At 67.5% G+C, this 15465-nt stretch carries 25 protein-coding genes; all 25 read left to right on the top strand.

Annotated elements, in window-relative coordinates; translation table 11 throughout:
* The gene (locus ACZ39I_RS09525; protein ID WP_467243872.1) at window positions 1-225 is read left to right on the top strand and encodes a hypothetical protein; all 225 of its coding nucleotides are present in this window, start codon (window positions 1-3) and stop codon (window positions 223-225) included.
* Between the two features lie 21 nt (window positions 226-246).
* A complete protein-coding gene (locus ACZ39I_RS09520; protein ID WP_467243871.1) occupies window positions 247-819 on the top strand; it encodes a hypothetical protein in 573 nt (190 codons plus the stop codon).
* Between the two features lie 24 nt (window positions 820-843).
* Window positions 844-1035 carry a hypothetical protein gene (locus tag ACZ39I_RS09515; RefSeq protein ID WP_467243870.1) on the top strand — a complete coding sequence of 64 codons (192 nt, stop codon included), beginning with the start codon at window positions 844-846 and terminating at the stop codon, window positions 1033-1035.
* Window positions 1035-1397 carry a hypothetical protein gene (locus ACZ39I_RS09510; protein ID WP_467243869.1) on the top strand — a complete coding sequence of 121 codons (363 nt, stop codon included), beginning with the start codon at window positions 1035-1037 and terminating at the stop codon, window positions 1395-1397. The genes ACZ39I_RS09515 and ACZ39I_RS09510 overlap by 1 nt, the downstream gene beginning before the upstream one ends.
* Complete coding sequence (locus ACZ39I_RS09505) at window positions 1390-1596, top strand: hypothetical protein (RefSeq protein WP_467243868.1); 207 nt, start codon at window positions 1390-1392, stop codon at window positions 1594-1596. Before ACZ39I_RS09510 ends, ACZ39I_RS09505 begins: the two co-directional genes overlap by 8 nt.
* A 9-nt stretch (window positions 1597-1605) precedes the next feature.
* A complete protein-coding gene (locus ACZ39I_RS09500) occupies window positions 1606-1899 on the top strand; it encodes an HNH endonuclease (RefSeq protein ID WP_467243867.1) in 294 nt (97 codons plus the stop codon).
* A 10-nt stretch (window positions 1900-1909) separates the two neighbouring features.
* Window positions 1910-2122 (top strand): hypothetical protein, encoded by a 213-nt coding sequence (locus tag ACZ39I_RS09495; protein WP_467243866.1) that lies wholly within the window; start codon window positions 1910-1912, stop codon window positions 2120-2122.
* Between the two features lie 375 nt (window positions 2123-2497).
* Window positions 2498-3424 (top strand): HNH endonuclease, encoded by a 927-nt coding sequence (locus tag ACZ39I_RS09490; protein ID WP_467244366.1) that lies wholly within the window; start codon window positions 2498-2500, stop codon window positions 3422-3424.
* Between the two features lie 104 nt (window positions 3425-3528).
* Entirely contained in the window at window positions 3529-3858 is a 330-nt protein-coding gene (locus tag ACZ39I_RS09485; protein WP_467243865.1) for a hypothetical protein, read from the top strand.
* Complete coding sequence (locus tag ACZ39I_RS09480) at window positions 3855-3983, top strand: hypothetical protein (RefSeq protein ID WP_467243864.1); 129 nt, start codon at window positions 3855-3857, stop codon at window positions 3981-3983. Before ACZ39I_RS09485 ends, ACZ39I_RS09480 begins: the two co-directional genes overlap by 4 nt.
* A gap of 476 nt (window positions 3984-4459) precedes the next feature.
* Window positions 4460-5098: a bifunctional DNA primase/polymerase gene (locus ACZ39I_RS09475; protein WP_467243863.1), complete on the top strand. Its 639-nt coding sequence runs from the start codon at window positions 4460-4462 to the stop codon at window positions 5096-5098.
* Window positions 5099-5179: 81 nt separating this feature from the next.
* Window positions 5180-5620, top strand: coding sequence for a phage terminase small subunit (locus tag ACZ39I_RS09470; protein ID WP_467243862.1), 441 nt, complete (start codon window positions 5180-5182; stop codon window positions 5618-5620).
* Window positions 5601-7355, top strand: coding sequence for a terminase (locus tag ACZ39I_RS09465; RefSeq protein ID WP_467243861.1), 1755 nt, complete (start codon window positions 5601-5603; stop codon window positions 7353-7355). Before ACZ39I_RS09470 ends, ACZ39I_RS09465 begins: the two co-directional genes overlap by 20 nt.
* On the top strand, window positions 7352-8818 hold the full coding sequence (locus tag ACZ39I_RS09460) for a phage portal protein (protein WP_467243860.1): 1467 nt from the start codon (window positions 7352-7354) through the stop codon (window positions 8816-8818). Before ACZ39I_RS09465 ends, ACZ39I_RS09460 begins: the two co-directional genes overlap by 4 nt.
* Window positions 8796-9611, top strand: coding sequence for a VG15 protein (locus tag ACZ39I_RS09455; RefSeq protein ID WP_467243859.1), 816 nt, complete (start codon window positions 8796-8798; stop codon window positions 9609-9611). Before ACZ39I_RS09460 ends, ACZ39I_RS09455 begins: the two co-directional genes overlap by 23 nt.
* A gap of 63 nt (window positions 9612-9674) precedes the next feature.
* A complete protein-coding gene (locus ACZ39I_RS09450) occupies window positions 9675-10313 on the top strand; it encodes a hypothetical protein (protein ID WP_467243858.1) in 639 nt (212 codons plus the stop codon).
* Window positions 10314-10326: 13 nt separating this feature from the next.
* On the top strand, window positions 10327-11283 hold the full coding sequence (locus tag ACZ39I_RS09445; protein ID WP_467243857.1) for a phage major capsid protein: 957 nt from the start codon (window positions 10327-10329) through the stop codon (window positions 11281-11283).
* Entirely contained in the window at window positions 11283-12314 is a 1032-nt protein-coding gene (locus ACZ39I_RS09440) for a glycosyltransferase family 4 protein (protein ID WP_467243856.1), read from the top strand. Before ACZ39I_RS09445 ends, ACZ39I_RS09440 begins: the two co-directional genes overlap by 1 nt.
* 9 nt (window positions 12315-12323) lie before the next feature.
* Window positions 12324-12737: a hypothetical protein gene (locus ACZ39I_RS09435; RefSeq protein WP_467243855.1), complete on the top strand. Its 414-nt coding sequence runs from the start codon at window positions 12324-12326 to the stop codon at window positions 12735-12737.
* The gene (locus ACZ39I_RS09430; protein ID WP_467243854.1) at window positions 12737-13111 is read left to right on the top strand and encodes a hypothetical protein; all 375 of its coding nucleotides are present in this window, start codon (window positions 12737-12739) and stop codon (window positions 13109-13111) included. Before ACZ39I_RS09435 ends, ACZ39I_RS09430 begins: the two co-directional genes overlap by 1 nt.
* Before the next feature lie 17 nt (window positions 13112-13128).
* Complete coding sequence (locus ACZ39I_RS09425) at window positions 13129-13458, top strand: HK97 gp10 family phage protein (protein WP_467243853.1); 330 nt, start codon at window positions 13129-13131, stop codon at window positions 13456-13458.
* Complete coding sequence (locus ACZ39I_RS09420; protein WP_467243852.1) at window positions 13455-13847, top strand: phage tail termination protein; 393 nt, start codon at window positions 13455-13457, stop codon at window positions 13845-13847. Before ACZ39I_RS09425 ends, ACZ39I_RS09420 begins: the two co-directional genes overlap by 4 nt.
* 56 nt (window positions 13848-13903) lie before the next feature.
* On the top strand, window positions 13904-14506 hold the full coding sequence (locus ACZ39I_RS09415; protein WP_280912310.1) for a phage tail tube protein: 603 nt from the start codon (window positions 13904-13906) through the stop codon (window positions 14504-14506).
* Between the two features lie 104 nt (window positions 14507-14610).
* Window positions 14611-15048, top strand: a complete 438-nt coding sequence (locus ACZ39I_RS09410; RefSeq protein ID WP_467243851.1) for a hypothetical protein — start codon at window positions 14611-14613, stop codon at window positions 15046-15048.
* Between the two features lie 59 nt (window positions 15049-15107).
* Complete coding sequence (locus ACZ39I_RS09405; protein ID WP_467243850.1) at window positions 15108-15458, top strand: hypothetical protein; 351 nt, start codon at window positions 15108-15110, stop codon at window positions 15456-15458.
* The last annotated feature ends 7 nt before the right edge of the window (window positions 15459-15465 follow it).

Raw genomic sequence — 15465 nt, 5'->3', positions numbered from 1 at the left:
ATGACTTCCGCCCCGCAGCGCCGAGGCGCCGACATCGAGATCATCGACCGTGGGAGCGGCGACCCGGTGCTCGTACCGAGTGCTGTCCGCATCAACGGGGTCGACATCCCCATCCCCTCCGGGACGAAGATCCGCGTGCACGATATCTCCGACGACGAGGCCGTCACCGTGACGCTCACCATGTTCGCCCGCCGCGTCGTGATCGCAGCCGAAGGCGACCTCTAACCCACACCCGGAGCCCGCGCCATGGATCTCCACGCCTGGATCACCCAGCAAGTCGACGCCGCAGAGGCGAGCGTGCGCGCAGAGCTCGAAGGTCGCCGCGTCGCATTCAAGCCCCGTGACGGCGGACCAGTCATCACCGGAACCGTCACCGACGTGCAGCAGACGGCCGAAGGACCACAACTCACCATCACCCAGTACGGCGTCGAGCCAGTCGGCGACGGCATCACCGTCGTACAGCCCGCGTTCGACACTCTCCGCCGCTGCGAGGCAGACCGTCGAATCCTCGGCCGACACCGGACGGACACCGCCGAGGTCGCATTCCCAGGAGCCTGCGAAGGATGCGGAATTGACGACTGGGGCCTCCCGGGAGTGGAGAGCGTCAACGATTGCCCCGAACTCCTCGACCTCGCGCCCGCCCACGGCATCACGCCCGAGATCCTCGCCGGGCTTGACAGGCCGACGGCGCCAGAGCGTAAGCGCCACCCTGAAGGCCTCCCCGGGATGCTCCGAGACGCCTTCACGAGCGCGCTCACCTCGCCCATCACCACCAGCGACGTGCCAGAAGCGCTACGCGGACCCCGCTGGAAGCCGTAACCCCACACCACAGGAGCCCGCGCCATGCCCCGCTACTTGATCAGCTACCTCGACGGCGAGACCGAGACCATCCAGGTCGACCGGGTCGAAGAAGAAGGAACGCAGTACACCGCCTACCTGGGCAGCGACGAGGACGATTCCGTGATTGTCAGCCACATCCCGGTAGCCAACGTCCGAAGCATTCATCGAGAGGACGCCAAGGCGGTGACCGACTGATGGCCCGCCTGCAGATCCTCGAACTCCCCGAAGGTAGCGGCGACGACCGGCCGCCATTCGTCCTCGTCGTCGACCAGGTCCCCACCGACGAAGCAGCGTTCGAAGCGCTCCGCCGCGACCTCAACGACGGAGACCTCGCCGAGAAGATCGGCGCCCGCGCCGTCCTCGTCTTCGAAGAGACCATCGACATCCCCGCCAACGACCTCAGCGGGTACACCGCCACCGAAGTCGTGGCAGATCAGTTCAACTTGACGGTCGGCGACCGGGACCTCCGGGACATCGCCGCGTCCGTGGTACGCCAGACGCCGCAAGGTCCGCGCCTCGGCAAGTCGGTCGGACGATCAGACTCGCCCGATGCCTGAGGTGACGGTCAAGCTGTCCGACGGAGTCCGCGAGATCACCGTTGAGATCAGCGGCAGCAGCTACGACCCACTCGAACGGGCTGAAGCTGCGGCCGTCCGGCTCTACGGCGTCGCAGTCGCCAACGCGCCCGCTGGACAACGCACCGGGTTCGGGGGATGGGCGCTCAACAGCGACACCGAACGTTGCCCCGAAGAGTAGGAGGCGGCTGTGAGCGGAGGATGGAAGAACTCCGACCGCAAGAGCCGGCTGCCGTCCAACTGGTCGAAGATCCGCGCCAAGGTGCTTGCCCGCGACGTGGTCTGCCAGATCTGTCAGGTCCGTCCGGCGACCCACTGTGACCACATCGAAGCGAAGACCGACGCCCACGCGGAAGACCGGCTGCAAGGCGTGTGTGCCACGTGTCATGGGCTGAAGAGCAGTGCGGAAGGGAATGCCGCCCAGCGCACCAACCCGCGGCCCGGACGAACACGGCCGAGTGAGCAGCATCCCGGACTCCTGTGAGGCGGTGACCATGCCGCGCTACCTCATCGTCCACGCCGAACGCCGCGGCGACGACACCCTCCTCGAAGACGACCCGCTCACCCTCGAACTCACCCAAGGCTGGGCCGTCTTCCACGACGCAGCCGGCGCCTGCTACGCCGTCCCCCGCGAGCAAGTCCGCAGCATCATGCGGGTAGACGAAGAACAGGACCCCCAACCGGAGCCCGCGCCGCAGAAGGAGTGAGAGCTGTGGCCAACCGAGCCAAGAGCAACCGGCGCATCGTCCGCGAAGGACGCAGGTACTGGAGCGACCGCCCGACGTCGAACGGCAAGGCGGCCGGCATCGGCTACGGCCTTCACTCCGGGTCGTTCACCCGCTGCGTATCCCGAGTTCAGCGCTTTATGGGCCCGCGGGCGAAGGGATACTGCGCCCTCAGGTTCCACGAGGCGACAGGCGCTTGGCCCGGATCCAAGGCGAATCGGGGCACCAAGGGGCGACGCAGGTAACAGCAACAACCCCCAACAGTAAGGCAGTTGACCTGCGATAATGGGATGAAGAAACCCCGGCGAGTGCGCTAACACTCCCGGGGCCGTGGCCAACCTGAGCGAACAGGTCGACATGACGCAGACTACGCGCGCCTGCCTAGGGTGCAGCACAGACATCAGCCACCGGCACGGAAACACGCGAAGATGCGAGCCGTGCTCTGCTGTGCATCAGAAGGCGCAGAGTTCCCGCAACCTCGACGACTCCGCCAACTGCTTTGACCGCAACGATGTAGACGAGTGCACCACGGGAAAGCTGCGCCGACTCCGCTGCTCGAAGCACTACAAGCGGGCGGTCAAGGCAGGAGTCGATCTATCGGCGCCGCCTCGTTCGTGCCTCTCCTGTGGCGTGAGCTTCACGCCGACCCGATGCGACGCCCTCCACTGCTCGCGTCGATGCACCACGCAGACGAGCTATCAACGGAACCGGCGCCCCGACGAGACGAGGCTCTGTCTCGAATGCGGAGCGCCGTTCCCCGCCACCAGGACCGATCGACTTACCTGCTCTCTCAAGTGCAGCAAGCGGCGGATTGGCAGGCGTAAGAACAAGGGCATGCGCGATTTCCTCTGCGCCCACTGCGCGGCGGCTTTCCAGGCGATCAGGTCGGACGCGTTGTACTGCTCGCCCTGGTGCAGCAAGCGGGCCTACTACGAGGCGAACCGTGAACGCTTGATCGCTAGCGCCGCCCAGTGGGCAGTAGGTCACCCCGAGGAGATGAGGGTCCGTCGGCGTGCACGCCGGGCGCTCAAGCGCAGCAACCCTGGCAGCGTCGGCGTGGAGCTGAACGACTGGCGACGTCTCGTCCTCCGGCATCGCGGATGCTGTGCATATTGCGGCAAGCAACCTGAGGTGGTTCAGATGGACCACGTGATCCCGCTCGCACGGGGCGGACGCCACGCCATCGGCAACGTCCTTCCGGCTTGCCCGTCGTGCAACCACTCCAAGCAGGCAGCACTCCTTGCGGAGTGGCGACACCGGCGGAAGCTTCCGCTTGCCGCCTGATCCAATAGACGCCCGCCGTTGATCCCGGCGGGAAGGAAGCCCCGACGTTCCAGGCGTCGGGGCTTCCGCATTCCCTGGAGGTGCACGTGAGGATTCGCCCTGAGTTGATCGAGGCCGTGGCGGTCATCTGGCGGCAGGCGGCCACGGCCGGCGAAGACCCGACCAAGGCGGTGCACGCCGCCTACCCAGGTCGCTCGCGCAGGACCATCGATCGCTGGGTCCATGCGGCTCGCGGACAAGGACTGCTCGCGCCCTCCAAGCCGGGCAGCACATGGCTTCGGACTCCCAAGGCTGAGGCTGTTGCGGATGCTCTCAACGTTCCCTACGAACGCCTCGTGATCGCCTTGAGGGAACATGCAGATGGCTGCCTGAAGATCGGCGCGACCGAAGAACGGCACGCTCGCGACGCTCTCGCGGGAGGGGGCGAGCGGTGACCAACACCGTTCACGTCACGCCGATCCGCGACCCCGTAGACCACGACACCAGCACGAGCGAAGCCGACTGCGTGTGCGGACCCGAGGTCAGGCCAGCCGCCCAGGAGGACGGGTCGACGGGCTGACGCTGGTGCACCACTCCCTCGACGGCAGGCCGCAGGGCAGGGCAGGGCGGCAGGGCACGGGGAGGCAGGCATGGCAGCCGCTGGTGCGGTCCAGGTCCACTGTCCCGAGTGCGACGTCGCAGTCCCGATCACGACGTAGACCACGTCAAGAGGCATCGAAGGCAACAAGCTGATCATGAGTGTTGAGCCTGACCTGACCGACGTGATCGCGCACGACTGGAGGCATCAGGCCGGCTGACCGTGATCTTCGAACCATGATCCAACCCGAAACGGACATAGGGGACATACCCCCTACCATGATCCTTTCGGGATCGGCCTCGTATAGCACCTGACCGGCTGTACGGGTTCCCAAGGCTGCTGACCTGCAATGATGCTCGGCTGGTCTAGTCCGCGCGCCTTGGGTGACCTAGTCGCGAGATGGTAACGATGCAGGTCGGGGCGCTATAGCCGTGACATTCGGTGGCTAGACTGGGCGCATGAAGACGACCGCCACGGGCCGCCGCACCAAGTGTGCGCAGTGCGCCGGCCCGCTGCCTTTGATGGCGCGGGCGGATGCGCGGTTCTGTGGTGCGACTTGCCGGAAGCGGTCGAGCCGGGCTCGGATCGTTGCCCGCCAGGAGCGGGTGAGGGCCGAGCAGCAGGCTCGCGTCCCGGCCGAGTTGACGTCGCGTCCTCGCTGGGTGCGCCACAAGGACAAGGTGCCGATGCGCACGGACGGGCGTTTCGCCTCAGTCAACGACCCGTCGTCTTGGGCGGACTTCGCCGCGGCCTGCGCCTCCAAGACCGGCGACGGGGTCGGGTTCGTGCTGACGGCCGGTGACCGGATGGTCGTGGTGGATCTGGATCACGCGGTTGAGGACGGCCGGGTGTTGCCGTGGGCGCGGCGGATCGTGGATCAGTTGCCGCCGACGTATATGGAGCGTGGCCGGTCCGGTACTGGTCTGCATCTGTGGTTCCGCGGCGCGGTCGCGCAGGGCCGGCGTATCCGCCGGGGGGAGTTGGCGTTCGAGGTGTACTCGGATCGCCGTTACATCATCGTCGGCGACAGGGTTCCTGGTACGCCGCTTGAGCTTGCCGAGCTGCCTGATGCGGCCGGTTTGATTGCCTCGCTCTGACGCCCCGGCGGCGTTCCTGAGGCGTCGTTGTTTCCAGCCCTCTGCGCGCCCTGGTGGCGTGCTCTGACCCTGGAGGTCGTCATGGGCGCACACGGACCTATCCCGAAGCGTTCTGAGGAGCGCCGTCGCCGTAATAAGGACGACGGTCCCGAACTGATCCAGGCCCCATCCGGGCAACCGGAAGGACTTCCGGACCTGCCTGAGCCGAGCGCGCAGTGGGATCCGATAGCCAGGGACTGGTACTTGAGCCTGCGTCAATCGGGGCAGGCCGCGTTCTATGAGCCGTCGGACTGGGCGGTGGCCCGGTATGCCGCGGAGCTGATGTCGCGAGTGTTGGACTGCTCCGAGCGTGGTCCGAACGGCCAGCTCGTCGCTGCACTGAATTCGGTGATGGCGTCGCTGCTGACGACGGAGGGCGACCGACGTCGGGCGCGTATGGAGTTGGAGCGGAAGAAGCCCGACAGCCCGCGGTTGGCGTCGGTGAGTCCGCTGGATTCGTACCGTGACATCGCAGGCGGCTGACGAGCAGGTCCCGGACGTTGTCACGCCCTTCACTCTCGGGCCGACGTGGAAGCGCGGCCCGGACGGCAAGTTCATCCTGCCCGAGTACACGCTGGGCTGGCATTGCCTGGCGTGGACGAAGACGTACCTGCAGCACTACGTCGGGAAGCCGTGGCAGTACACGCCAGAGCAGGCTCGTCTGACCTTGTGGTGGTACGCGATGGACCCGGCGACGAACCGGTTCCTGTGGCGAGATGGAGTGATCCAGCGCCTTAAGGGGCACGGCAAGGACCCGTTGAAGGCGACGTGGGCAGCGTTCGAGTTCGTCGGGCCGTGCCGCTTCAACGAGGTTGCCGACGAGGGCAACGAGTGGGGTGTCCCTCCGGGGCAGCCGCTCGGGATGCAGCATCCGGCGGCGTGGGTGCAGATCGCGGCCGTCAGTCAGGACCAGACGCGGAACACGATGACGTTGTTCCCGCTGATCCTGTCGAAGCGGGCGATCGAGGAGTATCGCATCGACCTTGGCAAGGAGATCATCTACGCCGACAAGGGGCGGGCACGCACTGAGGCTGTGACGTCGTCGCCGCGCGCTCTTGAGGGCGGCCGGCCAACGTTCACGTCGATGGGCGAGACGCACCACTGGCTGGAGTCGAACTCGGGCCATGAGATGGCCGCGGTCATCGAGCGTAACGCCACGAAGTCGGCGGACGGGCAGTCCCGGACGCTGGCGGACACGAACGCGTTCGAACCTGGCGAGGACTCGGTGGCCGAACGCACCAGGGACGCCTACGAGGCCGCAGAGGCCGGGCGCGCTGTGGACACGGGCTTGTTCTACGACACGCTGGAGGCTCCGCCTGAGGCGAAGCTGACGGAGGCGTGGATTGGGCCGACGCTGCGGGCGGTCCGCGGGGATTCGACATGGCTGGACATCGAGCGGCTGAAGGCGTCGATCCTCGACGTCCGTAACCCGCCGAGCCGGTCGCGCCGCTTCTGGTACAACCAGATCGCTGCAGCTGAGGATGCGTGGCTGGCCCGCTACGAGTGGGATGCCTGCAAGCGCGAGGATCTGGCTCTGGCGGATGGCGACGAGATCGTCCTCTTCTTTGACGGCTCCAAGTCGGACGACGCGACGGGCCTGGCGGCTTGCCGCATGTCGGACGGCCTGGTGTCCGCCCTGGGTGTGTGGCAGAAGCCGGCGAACTGGCCGGCGCCGAACACGCCCGGGTTCGTGCCGTATCGAGTGCCTCGCGACGAGGTGCATGGTGTTGTCGAGAACGCGTTTGCCCGGTTCAGGGTGTTGGCGTTCTTCGCTGACCCCGGCTCGGGCCAGGACGATGACGACGGCGAGATGTACTGGGACACCTACATCGACACGTGGGGCCAGACGTGGGGCGCGAAGCTCACGCTGAGGTCGGTGTTGTCGGGCCCGAAAGCGCACGCGGTGCGCTGGGATATGCGCGATACCCGCAATCAGGAGACGTTCACGGAGGCCGTGAAGCGCACGCATGCGGACGTGCTCGAGAGGACGCTCTTCCATGACGGGCACAAGGTGCTGCGCACGCATGTGATCAACGCCCGTCGGCGGACGAACCGGTGGGGCGTGACGATCGGCAAGGAGCACCGTGAGTCTGCCCGGAAGATCGACCTCGCCGTCTGCATGGTCGGGGCGCGGATGCTGCGCCGCATGATCCTGAACTCCCCGAAGCGGGCCAAGAAGAAGACGCCAGGCAAGGGGAGGGTGGTGGTGCTGCGGTGACCGTCACCAGTCCGGATATCCCGCTGGTCTTCCTGTCGGACGACGAGCTTGCGCTGATCAACGTGCTGCGTGCGGACATGCAGCGGGACCGATGGGCGCTGCTGCTGCGGGACGCGTACTTCAACGGCGAGCAGCTGGTCCGCGACCTCGGCATCAGTATTCCGCCGCAGCTCAAGGGGCTGCATACGGTCATCGGTTGGCCGCGGGTCGGTGTCGAGTCGCTTGAGGAGCGCCTCGATTTGGAGGCGTTCCGGTGGGCTGATGGCGCGGACTCGACGGAGTTGGAGGAGATCGCCGACGCCAACGACCTCTTCGACGAGTCGTCACTGGCGCACTTGGATGCCCTGATCTACGGCCGCGAGTATCTGGCGGTCGGCACTGGCGACTGCGGTGACGACTGCCCGCCGCTGATTACGGTGGAGTCGCCGCTGGATATGACGCTGATGTGGGACGCCCGGATCCGTATGGGTACCGCGGCACTCCGCGAGTGTGCGGCGGACACGTACATCGAGTCGGGCCCCGAAGAGCGGATGATCGTCCTGTATTTGCCGGATCAGACGATCACGGCCCTGCCGTCGGAGTCTGGCGGCTGGGAGGTCGTCGATCGGGACATGCACGGCCTGGGTGTTGTTCCGGTGGTGCGGCTGGCGAACCGGCAGAGAACAGCCGACAGGGTCGGCAAGTCTGAGATCACGCAGGACGTCATGTCGATCACGGATGCGGCGTGCCGGCGCCTCATGGGCATCGAGGTCGCGGCCGAGTTCTTCGGCGCCCCCCAGCGCTACATCCTCGGCGCCTCAGAGTCCGCCTTTCAGGACGCAGAGGGCAACGCCAAGAGCGCCTGGGAGACGTACATCGGCCGTGTCCTCGCGCTCGAGCGGGACGAGGACGGCAACGTCCCGGACGTCGGCCAGTTCGCAGCTCACGATCCGTCCGGCCAGACGAAGATCATCGACCTGTATGCGCGGATCATGTCGTCGCAGTTCGGGCTGCCGCCGCACATGCTCGGCTACACCACCGACAACCCGGCTTCGGCGGACGCCATCCGGTCGACCGAGGCGAAGCTCGTCAAGAAGTCGGAGCGGCGGATCCGCCGCCTCGGCCGGGGCTGGCAGGACGCCATGCGGCTGGCTCTATGGATCCGTGACGGGGAGCCGCCGGACAAGACGCGGCGCATCGAGACGGTGTGGCGGAACCCGGCGACACCAACGATCGCAGCCCAGGTGGACGCGACCGTCAAGCTCGTCAGCCAAGGCATCCTGCCTGCCGACTCGGACGTTGCGCTGGAGATGGCCGGCCTGACGGAGAACCAGCGGAAGCGGGTTCGGGCGGACCGACAGCGCGCCGCGGGACGGGCTGGCAGCAACGCTCTGATGGATCGTCTCGCTGAGCTTGGTGCTGGCGGAAGCGGCGCGGGTCCGGAGCCGTCGGAGGCCGGTCTTGGCATCGACAGTCTCGGATAGCTCAGCAACAGCGGCCCGTTGGCGCGCAGCCCAAGCCGGGCTGACGGCTCTGCTGCTACGTGATCTGCGTGGCCTGCGGCGTCTCATTGATCCGGCCCGACTGCAGGCGACGGTGCCGTCATGGATCGAAGCTGTGGGCGTGGTCGTAGCCCGCTACTCGGAGGTGGCGGCGACTCTGGCTGCCGACTTCTACGACGGCGAACGGGACGCGGCTGGCGCACCTGGGGCGTTCACGGTGCCGCTCGCCGAGGCGCCGTCGGCGGGGCAGACGGACAGCTCGCTGCGCTGGGCCACGAAAGACCTGTGGCCGCGCGACGAGGCCGACGCCACGGTCGCCCAATTGGAGCCGCTGAATGTCCGCCTGGAAGCGGCGTTCGGCAAAGCCGATATGGCGACACAGAGGCTGGTCGCCGACGCGGGCCGCTCGACGGTCCGGCAAGCCGTGCAGCAGGACCCGCAAGCCGTGGCCTATGCGCGCACGGCAGCCCTCGGAGCCTGCTACTTCTGCAAGCTCATGTCCAGCCGTGGCGCCGTGTACGCGACGGCAGACACCGCCGGCCGTGACGCCAACGACCGGTTCTCCGGTGATGCGTCGGTGGTGAAGTTCCACAACAACTGCCACTGCGGGATCGTCCCCGTCTTCCGGGGGCAGCGGTTCGAGATTTCACCGCACGCGGCGGAGTGGGATCGCATCTACCGCGAGTACGCCCAAGGCCATCCGGGAGACCAGCTCAGCCTCTTCAGGCGGGCATTGGCCGAGCACGATTCGAACCCGCTCCCCGGATCTTTCTGATCAACGAGGTCGCCCTGGTGGCGGCCTTTCTCATTTCCACAGCCCCTGGAGGGCCGATTCGTCATGCCCGAAGAGACCGAGACGACCGAGCAGCAGGACACCGGTACCGAGGAGACCGTCAACGAGACGGCGACCGAGGAGAACGACACCACCGAGGCCGCGGAGGACGCCCAGGAGGCGGACGCAGGGGCTGAGGAGAAGCCGTTCGACCGGAAGCAGGCTGAGGCGAAGATCCGGAAGGCGAATTCGGAGGCCGCGAACCTCCGCAAGCGCCTGAAGGAGCTGGAACCGAAGGCGGCAGAACTGCAGGCCATCAAGGACTCCGAGAAATCGGAGTCCGAGCGCCTCAACGACCAGCTCGCCCGCGCGAACGAGCAGATCGCCAGCACGCGGCAGCGGCTCGCGAAGAGCCGCGTGCAGGCCCTGGCGGGCGGTTCGTTCGCTGACCCGGAGGACGCGGTCGGCGCGCTGGATCTCGACTCGTACATCGACTCTGACGGCGACATCGACGAGGCGGCTATCGAGGCCGACCTTCAGGCGCTTTTGGAGCGCAAGCCGCACTGGGCGAAGAGCCAGCCCCAGGAGGGCCCGCGGCGTCCTGCACCGGACCGCACTCAGGCGTCCGGTGCCAACCGAACCAAGGCCCCCAGCCCGGAGGACGTGTTCGCCGGGTGGCTGACTACGCGGCTGAACGGCCGCTGAGAGAGTAGGAATCATGGTGGCTACGGCCCCTATCACCACGTCCGGCCTGCCCGAGGAGCTCCTGCCGCGGACCATCACGGCGCCGATCTTCGAAAAGTCCGTGGAACAGTCCGCGGTCATGGCGCTGGCCCGTCCCGCACCGCTGGCGCTGGACGCCACGACCTCGGTGCCGATCCCGATGGACGTCCCGACTGCGGACTGGGTCGGGCAGGCGGCGAAGAAGCCCCTGTCGACCGGCGGAATCGACGTCAAGCAGATGCAGGCGAAGAAGCTCGCCGTGCTGATCCCGGTCGCGATGGAGGTCGCTCGGACCAACACGGCCGGCCTGTACGCCCAGCTGCAGAAGGACCTGCCGACCGCGTTCGCCCGGGCCTTCGACCACGCTGCGATCCACGGCAAGACCATGAAGGGCGCCACCGGCCCCTTCAGCGAGTACCTGGCCGCCACCTCCAACTCGGTCGCGCTCGGTACGGCCAGCCAGGCCACGGGCGGCATCTGGGCCGACCTGGTCAAGGGCATGGAGCAGGTCATCGACGACGACTGGGACTACACCGGCACCGTCGCCGACCACCGGCTGAAGCCGAAGCTGCTGCTGGCCACCGACACGACGGGTCGGCCAATCCTGGTCGACACGCAGACCCCCGGCACGGACATGGCCGCGGCCGGCACTCTGATCGGTGAGCCACTCGCCTACTCGCGCAGCGTGTCGGGCAAGCAGCGCCGACAGTCCGCATCGACGGACACGGGGCTGCGTGCGATCGGCGGCGACTGGTCTCAGGCGGCCTACGGAGTCGGCATGGACATCACCGTGCGGATCTCCGACCAGGCCACCTACGTCGACGAGGAGGGCGGCGTGCACTCGGCGTTCCAGGAGAACCTCGTCCTGATCCTCGCGGAGGCGTACTACGGCTTCGTCATGGGCGACGCGGACGCGTTCGTGAAGTTCACCGGCACCCCGAGCGGTTCCTGATGGGGCGGGCTGTCCCGGCTTCCGCGCCGGGCGGGGCAGCCAAGCCGCTGTCCATCGTCGCCCGCGTGCACGCGATGCCGCCGGAGCACAACGCCGGGGCCGAGCACATGGTCGTGTCGATGCTCCGGCCGCTGGTGGAGCGCGGGCATGACGTGCAGGTGTGGCTGTCCCGCTACGGCAAGGCCCACAAGGAGTACGAGTACCGCGGCATCAAGGTCGTGCCGCTGGAGTCGCGGCTCGACTTCCCGACTGCGGTGAAGCGCGCCCATGTGCTGCTGGCGCATCTGGAGACGGTGCCGGCGACGGCGTCTCTGGCCCGGGGGTGGGGCAAGCCGCTTGCCGTGGTCTGCCACAACACGCATCGCCCGACGTTCCGGGATATGGCGGCGGGCGGGACCGCGCTGGCGGTGTACAACAGCCAGTGGATGGAGCGGGAGGCGGAGCTCTTCTTCGCCGAGTACCCGAAGTCCATCCGGCCCGTGTCGTCTCTGATCGTGCGCCCGCCGGTGTTCGCGGACGAGTACACGACGAAGGCCGGTAAGGCCATCACGCTGATCAACTGCAATGAGGCCAAGGGCGGCAAGGTCCTCGAGGCTTTGGCCCGCCGCATGCCGGACCAGCAGTTCCTCGCTGTGAAGGGCGCCTACGGTGAGCAGATCCTTCCCGACCTGCCCAACGTCGAGATCGTCGAGCATGTACGCGGCGAGGACATGAGGGAGGCGGTGTACGGCCGCACGGAGGTGCTGCTGATGCCGTCCTCGTATGAGTCGTGGGGGCGAGCCGGGGTCGAAGCGCTGGCCTCGGGGATCCCTGTCGTCGCGCACCCCACCGAGGGCCTGTGCGAGTCACTCGGGGAAGCGGGCGTCTTCGTCGACCGGAACGACGTGGCCGGCTATGAGGCGGTCCTGCGGAAGCTGCAGGCGCCTGCCGAGTACCGGCTGGCGTCGAAGCGGGCGAAGGCCCGGTCTGTCGAGCTCAATCCGGCTGCCGATCTGGCGGCCTGGTGTAGCGCTGTGGAGTCCCTGGCCTGAGGAGGCGTCGTGGCTTTCGTCCCTCCTACCGCTGAGCAATTGGGCTTGTACTTGGGCCTTGGGGAGATCGACGGGGACCGTGCCGATCTGCTGCTGAACACTGCGATCCAGCTGTGTCAGACAGTGGTCAAGCCGCTGCCTGAGGGTGCCGAAGCGGTGGTGCTGTCGGTCGCCGGCCGGGCCTACGTGAACCCGCAGCAGGTGTCTTACGAGACGATCGGACCGATGTCGGTGCAGCGGCCGACTGGTTCGGGCGGCTTGTACCTGACGAAGGCGGACAAGAGCGCCCTCAAGTCGCTGGCTGGCCGCGGCGGGGCGTTCACGGTCGACCCGACACCTTCGACGGCGGATCCGTCGCCGACGTGGCCTGTCGACGATGCCGGGTTCGTGGACGAGTTCGAGCCGGGCTGGGGGTATGGCTGATGCCGTATCCGTTCGGGGAGACCGTGCGGGTGCTGCGTACCGGTACTTCGCCGGACCGGGACCCTCGCGGGCATCCGCTTCCGGGCCCGGACGAGTCGTTCGACCTCGCGCGCTGCGTCGTGACCCCGCGGCAGGAGACGCCTCAGGTGGGCGGCGATCAACAGCAGAACCGGGACACGGTCATCGTCGGCTGGACCGTCTATGTTCCGGCCGACCAACCGCCAACGGCCCGACTGCCGCTGCGCACTACGGATCAGGTGATGGTGCGAGGCGTGAAGTGCGACATCACGGGCGAACCGGGCGATTGGGGCCGCTCTCCGTTCACCGGAACCCGCGGCGTCATCCAGTTCGCCGCCGACCGCGTCACTGGCTGACCGACAGGAGGTGGGCTGTGGAGGCACGGTTCAAGATGAAGCGCAAAGGTGTCGGCGAGATGCTGCGCATGCCGGGCATGCAGGCCGAGATGCTACGGCGCGCCAACCTCATCAAGGATGTTGCTGTGGGTCTTTCCCCGGTTTACGAGGAGGGCCCGCACCCCGGTCACTACAAGGCCTCATGGGAGACCAGTAGTGGTACCCGCGGCGGCCACCGGCGCAACCGTGCAGTGGCGCACGTCCGGAACACCGCCTACTACGCGTGGCATGTCGAGTACGGCTCTGAAAAGGTGAGGGCGCATCACGTCCTGCTGAGAGCCGCCCAGTTGGGGGGCCGGAACCAGTGACCGCCCTCGTCGATGTCGAGCTGGAACTCATCACCCGTGCAACGGCCAAGTTCCCGGATGCGGTGGTGCGGGACGAGCTCGACAACAACCTGCTCGCCGAGCTGCCGACAATCCGCCTCCAGCAGGTGCCTGCTGGCAGTGATGACGGTCTTCTCGTGGCCCGATTCCTCGTGGACATGGACGTCTTCGGAACCAATCGCGCGGATGCCATCACGTGGAGCCGTGCCGTGCATGCCTGGCTGACGGGCGAACTGCCCGGAACGGCTGGGGAGACGGTCGTCTTCGGGCGTATCCGGGCGCTGACGCTGCCTGGCCCCCGCGACTACGAGAACACCGCGCTGCGCCGCGTCGGCGGCACCTACGAGATCTTCTGTCACCCGGTTTTCTGACCGGCTTTGGGCCCGCGCCGTGCCCCTTCAACACCCGCCCGTGCGCGGGCTTTCGCATGTCTGGAGACATCATGGTCAACATCACCCGCGCCGCGGACCTCGCCCTGGTGGGTGCCAACGGCGGGGGCTGGGTGGCGCCGGTCGGTACGACCGCGCCTGCCGATCCCCGCAACCAGCCGACGGCGCCGTGGGAGCCGCTCGGAGCCATCTCGGACGACGGTCTGACCTACGGATTCGACGAGGACTCCCAGGAGTTCACGCCGTGGGGTCTGACGTCGCCGTTCCGCACGCAGATCACCAAGTCGGTGCGCACGTTCGGGCTGACGGTGTGGGAGACGTCGCGGGTGGCGGTGCAGTCGCTGCAGTACCGGCTGGACGCCGCCGACCTGGTCCCGGACGGTGACGGTCTCACCAAGTACGCGGAGACCGCGAGCCCGGTGCCGGACCGGCGTGCGTTCTGGTTCCTGGTGGTCGACGGGGACGCCTACAAGGGCTTCTACGTGCCGCAGGGCGAGATCAACGACCGTAGCGACGTGACGTTCAAACAGGACGAAATGAGCGGCTACGAGTGGACGATCACCACGTACCCGGACGCGTCCGGGAACACCGTCTACCACGTCGACAAGATCCCGGTGACGCCCGCCTACACGGGCTCCTGAGCTGGTGGACGGGCCGTAGGCACCTGCGGGTGCCCCGTTGGCGCGGGCGCGGCCCGTTCACCTTCAACCCCTGCCCCGCGCCGTAGAGATGAGGAGCCCGCGCCGTGGCCGAGTCCGCACGCAAGACCCCCAGCAGCACGAGCAGGAAGCCCCGCAGCGGGGCGAGGGCGGCATCCCGCCCGGCCACCAGCCGCCGGCCCGTCGAAGAGCAGGATGTCGACGACCTGGAGGTCTCGGCGGCGGAGGCCCAGGAGATCGAGGCCGAGGGGCACTACGTCACCGCTGAACTGTGCGGCGAGGAGGTGCAGATCATTCCGGCTTCGGCGTGGAGGTCGTCGTGGCAGCGGATGCTGAACCAGGGGGACTTGGACGGCTTCGCAGGGAAGATCTTCCATCCCGACGACTACGACCTGTACCTGGAGCTCGACCCGACGATCGTCGAGTTCATCGAGTTCACGCAAGAGGCGTCGTCTCGGCTTGGTGAGAGCCCGGGAAACTCGCGTGGACCCGCGCCGTCGTCGAGGCGCACGCGGAGGCGATAGAAGCCGACCTGCTGCGCTACTACCACGGGGTCGACCTGCTGGACGTGCACCGCGGGCAGATGTCGTGGCGCAGGCTGCGGGTCCTCATCCAGCACTTGCCGCCGGAGTCGGCCACGTGGACGGCCCTGCGTAACGCCATGCCGGACGAGGAGCTGGCGGAGCAGGGCGAGAAGGGCGAGCCGGAGAAGGGCCGCTGGTCGCAGACCGAACAGCTCTTGGCGATGGTCGCTGACCGTGTAGCCCGCCTTGAGTACGTGCTGCTGTGCGTCAACACCGAGCAGAAGTCGAAGCGGCCCAGGCCTCCGGAGCCGATCCGGCGGCCCGGAGCGAAGCCGCTCCGCCCGAAGCAGAGCCTGTCCGACGCGCAGGCCAACCATCTGTTCACGCTGCTCAACGGGGGCGCCGCGTAGGGCGCCG

This window comes from Streptomyces sp. NPDC024687 (genome assembly GCF_055559055.1).
This window is presented reverse-complemented; position numbering and strand designations above follow the sequence as displayed.